Source organism: Flavobacterium gelidicaeli, assembly GCF_013294005.1.
Taxonomy (GTDB): Bacteria; Bacteroidota; Bacteroidia; order Flavobacteriales; family Flavobacteriaceae; genus Flavobacterium.
In genome coordinates this window covers 320,977-335,076 of sequence record NZ_JABSNK010000005.1, presented here as the reverse complement: position 1 = coordinate 335,076, position 14,100 = coordinate 320,977, and the positions used below count along the sequence as shown (strand labels likewise).

The 14,100-nt window shown below is 32.9% G+C and carries 12 protein-coding genes; 5 read left to right on the top strand and 7 right to left on the bottom strand.

Going from position 1 to position 14,100, the window contains the following annotated elements; all coding sequences use genetic code 11:
* Nucleotides 1–55: 55 nt before the first annotated feature.
* The 3 genes from HNP99_RS10110 to HNP99_RS10100 all read right to left on the bottom strand — a co-directional run bounded on the left by HNP99_RS10110 (nucleotide 56) and on the right by HNP99_RS10100 (nucleotide 4,334).
* The gene (locus tag HNP99_RS10110; RefSeq protein ID WP_173853258.1) at nucleotides 56–1,978 is read right to left on the bottom strand and encodes a DEAD/DEAH box helicase; all 1,923 of its coding nucleotides are present in this window, start codon (nucleotides 1,976–1,978) and stop codon (nucleotides 56–58) included.
* A 204-nt stretch (nucleotides 1,979–2,182) separates the two neighbouring features.
* Complete coding sequence (locus tag HNP99_RS10105; RefSeq protein WP_173853257.1) at nucleotides 2,183–2,761, bottom strand: non-canonical purine NTP diphosphatase; 579 nt, start codon at nucleotides 2,759–2,761, stop codon at nucleotides 2,183–2,185.
* A gap of 64 nt (nucleotides 2,762–2,825) precedes the next feature.
* Nucleotides 2,826–4,334, bottom strand: coding sequence for an FMN-binding glutamate synthase family protein (locus HNP99_RS10100; RefSeq protein ID WP_173853256.1), 1,509 nt, complete (start codon nucleotides 4,332–4,334; stop codon nucleotides 2,826–2,828).
* Nucleotides 4,335–4,879: 545 nt separating this feature from the next.
* Between HNP99_RS10100 and HNP99_RS10095 the strand changes: the two genes are divergently transcribed.
* The gene (locus HNP99_RS10095) at nucleotides 4,880–5,365 is read left to right on the top strand and encodes a response regulator (RefSeq protein WP_173853255.1); all 486 of its coding nucleotides are present in this window, start codon (nucleotides 4,880–4,882) and stop codon (nucleotides 5,363–5,365) included.
* Here HNP99_RS10095 and HNP99_RS10090 read toward each other — a convergent pair.
* Nucleotides 5,362–6,165: an NYN domain-containing protein gene (locus HNP99_RS10090; RefSeq protein ID WP_173853254.1), complete on the bottom strand. Its 804-nt coding sequence runs from the start codon at nucleotides 6,163–6,165 to the stop codon at nucleotides 5,362–5,364. The genes HNP99_RS10095 and HNP99_RS10090 overlap by 4 nt on opposite strands.
* Nucleotides 6,166–6,317: 152 nt before the next feature.
* Nucleotides 6,318–6,638, bottom strand: a complete 321-nt coding sequence (locus HNP99_RS10085; protein ID WP_173853253.1) for a low molecular weight protein tyrosine phosphatase family protein — start codon at nucleotides 6,636–6,638, stop codon at nucleotides 6,318–6,320.
* A gap of 479 nt (nucleotides 6,639–7,117) precedes the next feature.
* On the opposite strand from HNP99_RS10085, the gene HNP99_RS10080 reads away from it, so the two are divergent.
* Both HNP99_RS10080 and HNP99_RS10075 read left to right on the top strand, forming a co-directional pair.
* On the top strand, nucleotides 7,118–8,380 hold the full coding sequence (locus HNP99_RS10080) for an aminotransferase class I/II-fold pyridoxal phosphate-dependent enzyme (RefSeq protein WP_173853252.1): 1,263 nt from the start codon (nucleotides 7,118–7,120) through the stop codon (nucleotides 8,378–8,380).
* A 120-nt stretch (nucleotides 8,381–8,500) separates the two neighbouring features.
* A complete protein-coding gene (locus tag HNP99_RS10075; RefSeq protein ID WP_173853251.1) occupies nucleotides 8,501–8,977 on the top strand; it encodes a hypothetical protein in 477 nt (158 codons plus the stop codon).
* A gap of 84 nt (nucleotides 8,978–9,061) precedes the next feature.
* On the opposite strand, the gene HNP99_RS10070 is transcribed toward HNP99_RS10075, so the two are convergent.
* Both HNP99_RS10070 and HNP99_RS10065 read right to left on the bottom strand, forming a co-directional pair.
* A complete protein-coding gene (locus HNP99_RS10070; protein WP_173853250.1) occupies nucleotides 9,062–10,183 on the bottom strand; it encodes a GTP cyclohydrolase in 1,122 nt (373 codons plus the stop codon).
* An 8-nt stretch (nucleotides 10,184–10,191) separates the two neighbouring features.
* Nucleotides 10,192–11,199, bottom strand: a complete 1,008-nt coding sequence (locus HNP99_RS10065; RefSeq protein ID WP_173853249.1) for a transporter — start codon at nucleotides 11,197–11,199, stop codon at nucleotides 10,192–10,194.
* Between the two features lie 120 nt (nucleotides 11,200–11,319).
* Here HNP99_RS10065 and HNP99_RS10060 point away from each other — a divergent pair, with 120 nt between their 5' ends.
* Both HNP99_RS10060 and HNP99_RS10055 read left to right on the top strand, forming a co-directional pair.
* Nucleotides 11,320–11,601 carry a DUF4834 family protein gene (locus tag HNP99_RS10060; protein WP_173853248.1) on the top strand — a complete coding sequence of 94 codons (282 nt, stop codon included), beginning with the start codon at nucleotides 11,320–11,322 and terminating at the stop codon, nucleotides 11,599–11,601.
* A 46-nt stretch (nucleotides 11,602–11,647) separates the two neighbouring features.
* The gene (locus HNP99_RS10055; protein ID WP_173853247.1) at nucleotides 11,648–14,068 is read left to right on the top strand and encodes a YfhO family protein; all 2,421 of its coding nucleotides are present in this window, start codon (nucleotides 11,648–11,650) and stop codon (nucleotides 14,066–14,068) included.
* The last annotated feature ends 32 nt before the right edge of the window (nucleotides 14,069–14,100 follow it).

Sequence of the window (14,100 nt, the reverse complement as noted above, 5' to 3'; positions counted from 1 at the left end):
CAGGATTAAATATTTTGTAGTTTCTTAGTATTATTATCAGAAAATTAACTAATTGTTAGTCTCTTCTTGGTCTTCTTGGTCTTGGTGCATCACCAGAGTTTTCTGAGCGTCTTGGTGCTCTGTCAGAAGAACCTTCACTTCTTGATGAACTTCTTGGGCCAAATCCGCCTTCTCTTGGAGCAGAACTTCTTCCGCCGAAACCACCTTCTCTAGGAGCTGAGTTTCTATCGCTTCTGAAACCTCCAGAACCTTCTCTCCTTGGAGCAAAGCTTCCTTCTCTTCTTCCGCCACCGCCAGAACTTCTTCCGCCGAAACCGCCACCACTTCTTCCGTTGTGATCACGTCTTCCACCACCGTCATTTTTAGAAATTTCAACATTGATACGACGTCCTTCTAATTGTACGTTGTTCAATACTTCCATAACTTTGTCAGTGTGCTCAGGGTCAGTGTTAAAGAAAGAGAATCCTTCTTTTACATCTACTTTAAAGACATCATCACGACCTAGGTCTAGTGTTTCTTTTAAGTAATCTTTTAATGACATCCAATCGAAGTTATCTCTAGAACCAATGTTTACAAAGTATCTTGTTGCACCATCACTACTATTACCTCTTGAAGCACCTTCTCTGTTATCATCACGCTCGCGACGCTCACCTGATTGGCTAGAAATGTCTCTGTTTTTCTTGTAGTAAGCAATAAAACGGTTAAATTCTACAGATACCATTTTCTTAATCAATTCTTCTTTAGATAAATCTTCAAGAACATTGTTGATAGCTGGTAAATAGTTGTCAATTTCGTGATCAACTTCTGTATCTTTAATTTTATTAGCTAAGTGTAATAATTGGATTTCACAGATCTCAATTCCAGAAGGAATTGTTTTCTCTTCAAATTTTTGTTTGATGATTCTTTCGATAGAAGAAATCTTACGCAATTCACTTTTAGTTACAATAACGATAGAAGTACCTAATTTACCAGCACGACCAGTACGACCTGAACGGTGATTGTAAGTTTCTATTTCGTCAGGAAGTTGGTAGTTTACTACGTGAGTAATATTATCAACATCAATTCCACGTGCAGCAACATCAGTAGCTACAAGCATTTGAATTTGTCTTCCTCTAAAAGATTTCATAACACCATCACGTTGCGCTTGAGATAAATCTCCATGCAATGCAGCAGCACTATATCCATCTTCAACTAGTTTCTCAGCAACAGCTTGTGTATCACGTTTTGTTCTACAAAAAACTACTGAGAAAATATCAGGGTTAGCATCAGCTAAACGTTTTAATGCTTCGTAGCGATCACGTGCATTTACTAAGTAAAACTCATGAGATACTGTTGAAGAACCAGAGTTCTTTGTACCAACTGTAATTTCAATAGGGTCTTTCATGAATTGTTTTCCAATACGTGCTACTTCAGCAGGCATTGTTGCAGAGAACAACCATGTGTTTTTTTCGTCTGGTGTAGTTGAAAGGATGTTTACGATATCTTCGTAGAAACCCATGTTCAACATCTCATCCGCTTCGTCTAGAATACAAAAGTTAATTTGAGAAATGTTTACCAATCCTCTATTGATCATGTCTTGCATTCTTCCTGGAGTAGCCACAATAATTTGTGCTCCTCTTTTAATGTCTCTTGCTTGTTCTGTAATGCTAGCTCCACCGTAAACTGCTACCACATTAATACCTTTTTCGTATTTAGAGTAGTTTTTAAGCTCGTTGGTAATCTGCAAACACAATTCGCGTGTTGGAGATAAAATTAATGCTTGTGTATTTCTGTTGTTGGCATCAATTTTCTGAATAACTGGAAATCCAAATGCTGCCGTTTTCCCTGTCCCTGTCTGAGCCAACGCAACCATATCTGTGTCTTTTTCCAATAATAGGGGAATCGCTTTCTCCTGTACGTCCGTCGGATTTTCAAATCCTAGATCTAAAATCGCCTTCAGTAACGATTCACTCAATCCTAATTGTTCAAATTTATTCATATGTATTTTTAAAATAGGGTGCAAAATTACTCTAAATTATTGAGATAAACTAATGCTATTTTAAGTTTTGATGATTTAGTACCGTTTGATAATCAGAATGTTATGATTTTGTAAAATTATCGATAGTTTATTTTTTTGTTTTCAACAACAAAACAGGTCTCGATTTAACAAATTTATGAACTAAAAATGTTTCTTTAGGAACAGTTATTTGTCGTTTTTAAAAAAACCTATTAATTTTTGTACTGCAATACCTCTGTGACTTATTTTGTTTTTTGTTTCAATTGGTAATTCGGCAAAGGTTTGGTTGTAGCCATCTGGTTGAAAAATAGGATCATAACCAAAACCTTTGTCTCCTGATTTATTGGTTGTAATACTTCCTCTAGCGATGCCAGTAAATAAATGTTGTTTTCCTTTGTAATTTAATGTAATTACGGTTTTAAATTGTGCTTGCCTGTTGTTTTTTGTGGCTAATCCTGTTAAGACCTTATTCATATTGTCTTCGGAGCTGCGTTGTTCTCCTGCGTATCTCGCCGAATAGACACCTGGTTCACCATTGAGCGCTGTTATTTCCAGACCTGTATCGTCAGCAAAACAGTCGTAACCGTATTTTTGAGTAACATAGTTTGCTTTTAAAATTGCGTTTCCTTCAATTGTAGCTGCTGTTTCTGGAATTTCTTCATGGCAACCTATGTCTTCTAAGCTCATTAACTGAATTGTTTCTGGTAATAATTGCTGAATTTCTTGTATCTTATTTTTGTTATTTGAAGCAAAAACTATTTTCATTTTGTATTTTTTAGAATAATACTCCTTAATATATAATTAGAAGAAATATTTTGATTATTTCAGTTTAAAGTCTAGAAACATTGGTCAAGTTGTCTGGGAAGTAAAGGTCTGATAAGTTCGTAAACTCATCTCCACGCATAAAAACGCTGATATCAACTTCATTATAGCTTGATTTTCCGGCTGCTGCCAAAAGTTCGTTAGCCGAATGTAAGGTGTTTTTATGAAAATAATATACTCGATCAGATTTATCAGTTACTACCAGTCCTTTCATTAGCATTTTGTCTTGGGTTGCCACTCCTGTGGGGCAACTGTTATTATTGCATCTCAAGGCTTGGATACATCCTAGGGAGAACATGAATCCTCTAGCACTATTGCAAATATCAGCTCCCATGGCTATAGCTCTTAAAATAGAATAGCCTGAAATTATTTTACCGCTAGAGATTACACGAATTTTATCTCTTATGTTCAAACTAATTAATGTTTTATTTACAAAAATTAACGCAGGTTCAAAAGGCATTCCTACACCATCAGAAAATTCTAGTGGAGCTGCTCCTGTACCACCTTCTGCACCATCTACTGTGATGAAATCTGGGTAACAATTTTGGTTAATCATCTCTTGGCAGATTAATTCAAATTCACTGGTTTTACCAATGCAAAGTTTAAAACCAATCGGTTTTCCATTAGATAATTCACGTAGTTGTGCTATGAATTTAATTAATCCAGGCGCGTCACTAAAAGCGGTGTGACTTGGAGGGGATAATATGGTTGTGTGTGGTTCTACACCACGTATTTTTGCTATTTGTTCTGTGTTTTTACTAGCGGGTAAAACGCCTCCATGCCCAGGTTTTGCTCCTTGGGATAGTTTAATTTCGATCATTTTTACCGAAGGATTATTCGACTTATCAGAGAATTTAGCGGCATCAAAATTCCCTTCGGCATTTCGGCATCCAAAGTAACCCGTTCCTATTTGCCAAGTAATGTCTCCTCCTTGTAAATGGAATTCAGTTAATCCTCCTTCTCCAGTATTGTGATAAAATCCTCCTTTTTTTGCTCCAATGTTTAATGCTTTAATCGCGTTTTCGCTCAGTGAGCCAAAACTCATTGCTGAGATATTCAATAATGAAGCAGAATAGGGTTGTTTGCAATCAGGTCCTCCCACAATAATACGTGGCAATTCCTCATTTACTTTTGCTGGAAAAATAGAATGTTTTATTCCTTCGTAATTTGATTGATTGATGTTTAATTGTGTCCCAAAAGGAGTTGTAGCATCAATATTTTTTGCTCTTTGGTACACGATAGTGCGTTCGTTTCTAGAAAATGGTTTTCCGTCTGTGGTTCTTTCAATGAAATATTGCTGGATTTCTGGAGCAATCATCTCAAATAAATACCTGAAATAACCTAAAACAGGAAAATTTCTTAAAATTGCGTGCTTGTGTTGCGTAGTGTTTATTACTCCAATGAATAAAAGAAGAGCTAGAATTATGGTTAGAAAGAAAGCGTGTTGAAAAAATATATTTATGAGTACGCTAATTATTAAAGCTATAATTCCAAAAGTAAAAAATTTGTTTCTCATCTTGTTTATTTTGTTTTTAATGTAATTACTAATTTGATTTACAAAGCGTTAATACTTAATTTAGTGTATTTTAAACACTATTTGTATAAAGCCAATTAGCACTAGGTTAGTTATGTGAATTTTTACCAAGAAAATAGGAACTGTAAAAATACAAATCAAAAGTAAATATTTAATAAAGATAGTGATGTTATTAGTTTTTATTAATTCATATTCTCAATTTATCTTTAATTTAGAAAGATTTACTAGCGCAGTATCACTACACAATTATACGACAATTGTTGATAGGATAGTGTGATTTAAATATTGACTACGTGAAAACTCATTATAATGCTTTAGCTTCTTTTGTTTTAGTTGTATTGTTTTTATAACATGTAGTTTGAATTTTAGTTTTCTATGGAATTATTTATGCTACTAGAAATTTGAAATTCAGTAGAAGGTTTCAAAAGGTAAAAGAATGTATATTTGATTTTTTAAAAAATAATAGGAATAAAAAACAAGCTTTAATTTAATGAGTTAGGGATTTATGTTAAAAAAAGTAAATAAATATGCAAGAAATAAATATAAAAATGGATAATGAAGCAGTTGTTGATTGTGGTGTTGACAAGAGGCAAATAAATACAACTAACAATATTTTACCTGATGTTTATGACTTAGGCGGAAAAACAATTTTAGTGGTTGAAGACAACTCGATTAATCAAATGGTGATTAAAATGATAACTAAGAAATGGTTGAATACAACGGTTATTTATGCCAATAATGGTCAAGAAGGTATTGAAGTTATTAAAACGAATAAAATTGATATTGTTTTGATGGACTTGCAAATGCCAGTCATGGATGGTTATGATGCAACTCAAGCAATACGTAGCGGTGCTGCTGGTTTAGAGAATGTAGCTATCCCAATTATTGCAGTCACTGCTGATGTTATGGAAGTGACAAAAAAACAAATTGAGCAAATAGGAATGAATAATTATATATCCAAACCTATTAAGAAGCAAGAGTTGTATGAAATGGTAAAAGAGTTGGTTTTTTAATTAAAACGCAACCTCACATAAACGTGTTTTATCCCTTTTTTATCAGAATCTCTTTCGTCAATTTCTAAAATATCAGTTAGGGATTTAAGCATAGGAGTTAATTTAGCAAAACCGTAATTTCTAGGGTCAAATTCGGGTTTTTTCTTTACAATTAAGTTTCCTACATCACCTAGGAATGCCCAGCCACTATCATCAGCAATATCGTCAATGGAGTCTTCAATAAGATCTATTGTAGGTTCGTCGATTTTATTCAATGGTTTTGCAATATTTTTTTCTACAACTTTGCCAGTGGTTTTACCTACAGTTTTCTTGTTCTCAGTGTTTGAATTTCTTTTAGGTGCATTTTTCTTAATAGCGCCGTCTAAAACTTCAATAAACACAAATCTATCACAAGCGCTTATAAATGGTTTGGGTGTTTTTTGTTCTCCAATTCCAATTACTTTCATACCTGATTCACGCAACCGAATGGCTAAACGTGTAAAATCACTATCACTGGAAACAATACAAAAACCATCTAGCTTACCTGAATATAACAAATCCATTGCGTCAATAATCAAAGCAGAATCCGAAGAGTTTTTTCCAGAGGTGTAACTGTATTGTTGGATAGGAGTAATGGCATGTTCTAATAAAACCCCTTTCCATCCATTAGCGTTAGGACGCGTCCAGTCTGCGTAAATACGTTTGGTGGTAGGAGTTCCGTATTTGGTAATTTCCTCCATCATTCCTTTTACATTGCTATAAGGTACGTTGTCTGCGTCAATTAAGACTGCTAATTTTAGTTCTCGGGTATTTTGTGACATATAATTGTTTGCATTGTGTGATTTTTCAAAGATACAGCAATATTTTATTGATTGAAAATTTTGTTTTGCAAAGCTTTTTTAAGTTTGATTATTGCGAGGAATGAAATAATATTGATTGCTGCTCTAATTGTTGTGGGTTAATGTTGGTTAGGTTATAAATAAGGTGAAACGGATATTTTTATTTCTTCGATGAGTTCCTTGTCCATGAATTTATAATTGTCTTGAATTTCTAAAATTAGGATAGTAGTATTTTCTGTTTCTACAGGGAAATTTTGTAGTAGTTTTTGCTTGTGGTGTTTTTCCATAACAAAAATTTGATCAGCCCAAGTGATTAATTTAGAGTTGATTTTAATACGAGCGGAATTTTCGATACCAGCCGATTTAACGCAAAAGTCAGCGCTGTTTTTATAAATAGTTTCGGCGGTTAAGCTTCTCCATTTATTTCTACTGCATACAAATAATATGTTTTTCAAATTGTTTAGTTTAAGGTTTTGACGGCTTTTTAGTTTTATATATTGTTAAAAACAAGAATTATATATAGGAATATTTGTAGTTTTTTGTTTAGGATTTACTTCTTACTAAAGTAAATTAGTATTTATTGCAAAGATATCTTTTACTTTATTTAGAGATTAAATAAAAGTGTTTTGCATTTGTTGTTTTGTATTTAAAACGTACATAGTTAGTAAAAGTAGACAAGTTTGTATTACTTTTGGTTGGTTGTAATGCGTTATTTAAAGTTTTTTCTTTCTTTTAGGAATTAATTATTTGGAGTTGTACAGAACTCTTAGCCCTGATAGGAACGGCATCCTTTTACTTTTTTTTTATAAAAGTAAAAGATATAGTGGATAGCAGGAATAGCTACGAAAAAATAATTTTAATTTCAAGACCTTTATAAAATATAAATAATTATTTTTGCAACCTCTTAAAATTAAAATTATTACTTAAATATATTATGGTAAAGGATTTATTCGAAAGAATTCAAAACAATAAAGGACCGTTAGGAAAATGGGCTTCACAAGCTGAAGGTTATTTTGTTTTTCCAAAACTAGAAGGAGAATTAGGTCCTAGAATGAAATTTCAAGGAAAAGACGTTTTGAACTGGAGTTTGAATGACTATTTAGGATTAGCGAATCACCCAGAGGTGAGAAAAGCCGATGCTGATGCGGCATTAAAATATGGTGCGGCTGCCCCAATGGGAGCACGTATGATGAGTGGTCACACTAAATACCATGAACAATTAGAGAATGAGTTAGCTGCTTTTGTAATGAAAGAATCGGCATATTTATTGAATTTTGGTTACCAAGGGATGGTATCTATTATTGATGCTTTGGTTACTAGAAACGATGTAATTGTATATGATGTTGATGGGCACGCTTGTATTATTGACGGGGTTCGTTTACATAGTGGAAAACGTTTTACATACAGACATAACGACATTGAAAGCATGGAGAAAAACCTGCAACGTGCAACTAAAATAGCTGAAGTTACTGGAGGAGGGATTCTTTTTATAACTGAAGGTGTTTTTGGAATGCGTGGTCAACAAGGTAAGTTGAAAGAAATTGTAGCAATGAAAAAGAAATACAATTTTCGTTTACTTGTAGATGATGCACACGGTTTTGGTACGCTTGGTAAAACAGGAGCTGGAGCAGGTGAGGAGCAAGGTGTACAAGACGAAATTGATGTTTACTTTTCTACTTTTGCTAAATCAATGGCTAATATTGGTGCATTTGTAGCTGCTGATAAAGATATTATTGATTATTTGAAATACAATTTACGTTCTCAAATGTTTGCAAAATCATTGCCTATGATTCAAACTGTAGGTTCGTTGAAACGTTTAGAGTTATTGCGTAATCATCCAGAATTGAAAGGTAAACTTTGGGAAAATGTAAATGCATTGCAAAGTGGTTTAAGAAATAAAGGATTTAATATTGGTGATACAAATACTTGTGTTACACCAGTATATCTTGAAGGAAGTGTACCTGAAGCGATGGTGATGGTAAATGATTTGAGAGAGAATTACGGAATTTTCTTATCTATTGTGATTTATCCTGTTATTCCAAAAGGAATGATTTTATTGCGTGTAATTCCTACTGCTTCTCATACTTTGTCTGACATTGATGAGACATTAGTAGCATTTGAAGCTATTCGTGAGAAATTAGAAAACGGTACTTATAAAGAGATTGCTTCTACAACTAAAGTTGACTTAGACGCTTAAATATTCTACTTTTTAAATTTCCTTTATGGGAATGTTATAACAAAAACCATTCATTATATGAATGGTTTTTTGTGTTTATGGCTAAATTTACCTTTATATTAACCATAAATAATAGCAACTATGAAAAAGGCATATTTATTTTCGACCATTATAATAGTAGCTTTGTCTACTGCTTGTAAGGACAATCAAAAAGAGTCTATGAGTGTTCCTCAATTACAAGTTGAAGCGCCACTGGAAACTACCGCTAAAGAATGCTATCAAGCCATAATTGAAAAGGATACCATCACGCTAACGGTTGATGTTAATAAGGTTAATCAATTTGAAGGGGAGTTGGATTATTCTTATTATCAAAAAGACAAAAGCTTTGGTACGCTTTTAGGAAATGTAGCAGGCGATACTATTTTTGCTGATTATACTTTTCAGTCCGAAGGGAAAACAGCTGTAAGAGAACTGGTTTTTCTTAAAAAAGATGCTAATACTTATTTAGAAGGCTACGGTGAAATTATAGAAACTAACGGGAAAATGACGTTTAAAGATAAAAGCAAAATTAAATTTGACGGAAATGTTGTTTACAATAAAATTGATTGTAAAGAATAATTTTTGATAAAAATATAAATAAAAGAGATCCATTAGTTTGTGCTAATGGATCTCTTTTTATGTTTTAAATTAATAGTTTTTAATCTAATTCAACTCTTTTCTAAATGTTTTTCTACGGCAAATAATTTTTGGATCAAAGTTTTTCCATATTGCATGAATGGCATGATTATCGGCTAATTCAGGTGTTCTAATGCAGTTTTCTATTCCTTTCTCTGTAAAAGTAGTATGGTATTCTTTAAAGATTATTGCGTGAGCTCCTTTACTCTGGTAATCAGGATGTACTCCAATAAGGTAAAAACAAACGTCTTTGCTGTTTTTTCTGGCATTTAATAAATGGTAGAATCCAAAAGGGAAAAGTTTACCATTTGCTTTTTGTAATGCCTTAGAAAAACTAGGCATTACGATGGCAAAAGCAACTAAATTCTGGTCCTTGTCTTCTACAAATTTGATGTATTCAGGATTGATGAAACTAATGTATTTTTTCTTGAAATATTCTTTTTGAACATTAGTAATGGGTACAAAAGAGGACAAGCTTGCGTAAGAGGTATTGAATAAATCAAACATCTTATCTACGTAAGGCATTACGTCTTTAGTTTTCTTGAAATTTAACGGTTTAAGTTGGTACCTTCTTTTAATTATTTCTTGCGCTTTATCAAAAGTTTCAAGTTTTACATTACTAAAAGGAAATTTACTTTCGATATATTCCTTTTCGGTTACGTAGCCCAGTTTTTCAAAATGAGTAGCATAATAAGGAGGATTGTACCAAGTTATCATGGTTCCTAATTGGTCAAACCCTTCAGTAAGTACTCCAACTTTATCTAAGTTAGAAAAACCCATTGGACCTTCTACATGTTCCAAGTTGTTTTTACGTCCTAATTCATAAACTTTATCAAGTAATGCTTTAGTTACTTCGATATCATCAATAACATCAAACCATCCAAAGCGGACTTTCTTTTTTTGTTGATCATTTACTTCGTTCCAGTTGATGATTGCAGTAATTCTACCCACTATTTCATCATTTCTATAGGCGATGTAAAAATAAGCCTCGGCATTTTCAAAAGCAGGGTTTTTTGTTTTATCAAATGATTCTAATTCATCAGCAATAATAGGTGGTACCCAGAATTCATTGTCTTTATATAACGAAAAAGGGAATTTTATGAATGTCGTTAATTCCTTTTTTGTTTTCGCTTCCTTAATTGTAATCATGGTATTTATTATATTTTGACCTCGGTTTCTTTTTTATTTTTTTTGTTTTTCTTTTTGGCTTTCTTTAATTTATCAACGGCTTTGTCTTGTTTTTTATCTTTCTTTTTACCGCTATCAAGACGTACAATAACATCTTTATGATTTGCGTCGTAACGCCAAGAAAAACCAATTCCGCCATAAACAACAGAAGGCGTGTTTTTTAAACTTGAACTTAGTGACGCATCAACTTGCATGTCGTCACTCAGTAAATAAGCCGCCCCACCACGTACAATTGCATCGCTGTAAAGGTCACTTTTAAAACCTTGATTTTCTACAAATCCAGACCATTTTTTATTAATTCCTTTCGTTAGAGTTAATACATAACCATAACTAGGATAATCAGTAGTGACATAATCAGCGATAAAGTTAGTTACAAATACCCAACTTCCGTTACCTAAATGATTTTGGGTAATCAACATGATTTTTGGCGAAAGCCCACCTTTTAAATTACTAGTGTAGGGATTTTTGTTTGAGTAGGCGTAAGGGTTATTGCTTGAAGTAATGTTAGCTCCTGCAAATACTGATACAGCAGGAATAAATTGACGCCATTTAAAACTGTGATTGGCTTTCCAGCTGTAGATGTTTGCTTTTTCTTTATAGTTTTTAAAAGGGTCGTAGATTAAATATTTAGCTCCAAGAATGGTTTGTTTTAATGCCGATCTATTGGTGTTAAAAAACGGTGCGCTAACTTGCTCGTTTTGATATTGTAAAGTAGCAATTACCTCTAAGTTTTCCTTGAATACACCCCATCTCACGGTTGCGTCTAAGCCAAAACCATTTGCATCATAATCTAATAAATCATGGTGTTGTTTTATACCGTAAATACCTACTTCTGCTTGGATAACTGATTTTCCTACTGCGTAAGCTGACATCGTTTCTCCAGGTCGGTTAGAATTGATGATATCAGTGTGCTGTGCATATTGTACTGATGGTAAAATTAGTAGTGCAAGAAGGTGTTTTAATTTAAGTTTTGCCATGTGTTTTTTAAGGTTAAAAGTGATATTGCTTTTCAAATGTACTATATTTTATTATTTATTTAAGAATGATAGTTTAATTTTGAACTTTGGATTTGTTAAATTTGTAAAAAAAAAGTGATTATGCAAACTGCTTCGTTTTATGGTTTTATAAGAACCTTATTCTATATCATAGCTTTCTACTATATTTTTAAGTTTTTGGCTAAGTTATTTCTACCTCTTTTGTTAAAAAAAGTGGTGCAAAAAGCGGAAACTAATTTTAAACAACAACATCAAAATACTCAGGACAATTCTTGGAATAAATCTCAAGCTGAGCAGGAGGTTTTTTATAAGCCACCTACGTCTAAAAATTATAAAGAAACCAAAAAAGTAGGTGACTATGTAGATTACGAAGAAATAGATTAAATTTGCCGTAGTTTACATATTAATACTCTTAAAAAACGCTTTAAAATTGAAAATATTAAATAAGTTTTACCCGCACGCACTGGCAGTTTTAGGTTTTGTAATCATTTCTTTAATTTATTTTTATCCTGTTCTACAAGGTAAACAGATTTTTCAGTCGGATATTGTTCAATATACAGGTATGGCTAAAGAGCAAAATGACTTTAGAGCATCTGATCATGTAGAACCTTATTGGACAAATAGTTCCTTTGGAGGAATGCCTACCTATCAATTAGGGGCTAAATACCCTCATGATTACGTGGGAGCAATTGATGATGCATTGCGATTTTTACCCCGTCCTGCTGATTATTTATTTCTTTATTTTCTAGGTTTTTATGGTTTGCTTTTAGTATTAAAAATAGATCCTTTGAAAGCCTTTTTTGGTGCTTTGGCTTTTGGTTTTTCTACTTATATGATTATAATTTTAGGAGTAGGACACAATGCAAAAGCACATGCAATTGCTTATATGCCGCTTGTAATTGCAGGTGTTATATTGGTTTTTCAAAAGAAGTATGTACTTGGGGGATTACTAACAATGTTTGCAGCTGCATTAGAAATTAATGCAAACCACTTTCAGATGACCTATTATCTGTTGCTTTTCTTATTATTACTTTCAGCTTATTTTATATATAAAAATGTTAAGGATAAACAATATAAATCACTTTTAAAATCATTTGGTTTTCTTGCTATCGCTGGAATTTTAGCCATTGGTGCTAATGCAACTAGCTTATTAGCAACCGCTGAATATACGGGTTTTAGTATTCGATCAAAAAGTGAATTAACTTACAATCCTGACGGTACAGCCAATACTACAAATAGTGCCATGACCAGAGATTATATTACCGAATATAGTTATGGTGTGATGGAAAGTTTTAATTTGATTGCACCAAGAATTTTTGGAGGTTCTAACAATGAAAATGTAGGGAAAGACAGTGAAATGTATGAACTGATGTTGGGTAAAGGTGTTCCTGAAGCCCAAGCAGCTGATTTTGTTTCTGGCATGCCAACTTATTGGGGCGATCAACCTATTGTTGCAGCTCCAGCATACATTGGTGTGGTAGTTTTCTTCTTAGGGATTTTGGCTTTGTTCATAGATGAAAGAAAAATTAAATATGTGTTCCTTTCTGGAGCGATAGCATCATTGTTACTATCGTGGGGGAAAAACTTCCCAGCATTAACTGATTTTTTTATCGATTACATTCCTATGTACGATAAGTTTAGAGCAGTATCCTCAATACAGGTTATTTTAGAATTATGTTTCCCAGTACTAGCAGTAATGGGTTTGCAATCTTTTTTTAAGCTCGAAAAAGACAAACAATGGAAACCTTTGTGGCAATCTGGCGCAATAGGTTTAGGGATTATCGTTATTTTATTTTTAAGTAAAGGGATGTTTAGCTTCTCAGGATCTAGTGATGGTTATTACATGGAGAGCTATGGGTCAGAATTTGTTGATGCATTAAAAAGTGATAGAAAAAGTTTGTTTAGTGCTGATTTATTGCGTTCTGCTTTCTTTATTTTATTAGTAGCAGGAGTTTTGTGGTTGTTTATCAAAAATAAAATTGCCCAAAATACCGCAATTATCTTGGTAGGTTTATTTATGGTATCAGATTTATTTTTTGTGGATAAAAAATATGTTTCTGATAAAGATTTTGTTTCAAGTCGCCAAGTAGAAGTGCCTTTTCAAGAAACCCCGGCTGATAATCAAATTTTGCAAGATACTACCGTTTACAGGGTTTTTGAAGTACAAAACTTGATGGGAGCAAGAACATCTTACTTTCATAAATCAATAGGAGGGTATAGCGCTGTGAGACCTCGTAGAGTACAGCAATTGTTTGATTATCAATTAGCTAAAAATAACTTAGAAGTGCTTAACATGTTGAATGTTAAATACGTAATCCAAAAAGATAAAGAAGGAAAAGATTTTCCCGTAATAAATCCAGATGCAAATGGAAATGCTTGGTTTGTAAGAGATGTTAAGTTGGTTAATAAGGCCAATGATGAGATGAAGCTTTTGAATAAATTTGACACTAAACGTGCCGCTATTTTTAATATTCATCTTTATGGTTATAAATTTAAGAATGCACGTTTAAAAAGAAATTTGGATGACAGCGGAACAATTTCTTTAAAGGTTTATAAACCCAATTATATAAAATACAATTCAACTAATAAAAAAGAAGGTTTAGCCGTTTTTTCTGAGATATATTATGAAGATGGTTGGAATGCTTATGTTGATGGTGTTAAAACATCACACTTTCCGGTAGATTATGTATTGAGAGCAATGATGGTTCCTGCAGGTGAGCATACAATCGAATTTAAATTTGAGCCAGATGTTGTAAAAACAGGAAGTACAATTACATTAATTAGTTCTATAATGATGTTATTACTTTTAGTTGGAGGTATTTATTTCGAAAGAAAGGAAAAAAAAATATAGATCATACTGGATGTTAACCAAGCACAGTAGTG

Coding starts and splice junctions, on each gene's coding strand:
- HNP99_RS10110 (WP_173853258.1), bottom strand. CDS start 1,978: ATGAATAAATTTGAACAATTAGGATTGAGTGAATCGTTACTGAAGGCG.
- HNP99_RS10105 (WP_173853257.1), bottom strand. CDS start 2,761: ATGAAAATAGTTTTTGCTTCAAATAACAAAAATAAGATACAAGAAATT.
- HNP99_RS10100 (WP_173853256.1), bottom strand. CDS start 4,334: ATGAGAAACAAATTTTTTACTTTTGGAATTATAGCTTTAATAATTAGC.
- HNP99_RS10095 (WP_173853255.1), top strand. CDS start 4,880: ATGCAAGAAATAAATATAAAAATGGATAATGAAGCAGTTGTTGATTGT.
- HNP99_RS10090 (WP_173853254.1), bottom strand. CDS start 6,165: ATGTCACAAAATACCCGAGAACTAAAATTAGCAGTCTTAATTGACGCA.
- HNP99_RS10080 (WP_173853252.1), top strand. CDS start 7,118: ATGGTAAAGGATTTATTCGAAAGAATTCAAAACAATAAAGGACCGTTA.
- HNP99_RS10075 (WP_173853251.1), top strand. CDS start 8,501: ATGAAAAAGGCATATTTATTTTCGACCATTATAATAGTAGCTTTGTCT.
- HNP99_RS10070 (WP_173853250.1), bottom strand. CDS start 10,183: ATGATTACAATTAAGGAAGCGAAAACAAAAAAGGAATTAACGACATTC.
- HNP99_RS10065 (WP_173853249.1), bottom strand. CDS start 11,199: ATGGCAAAACTTAAATTAAAACACCTTCTTGCACTACTAATTTTACCA.
- HNP99_RS10060 (WP_173853248.1), top strand. CDS start 11,320: ATGCAAACTGCTTCGTTTTATGGTTTTATAAGAACCTTATTCTATATC.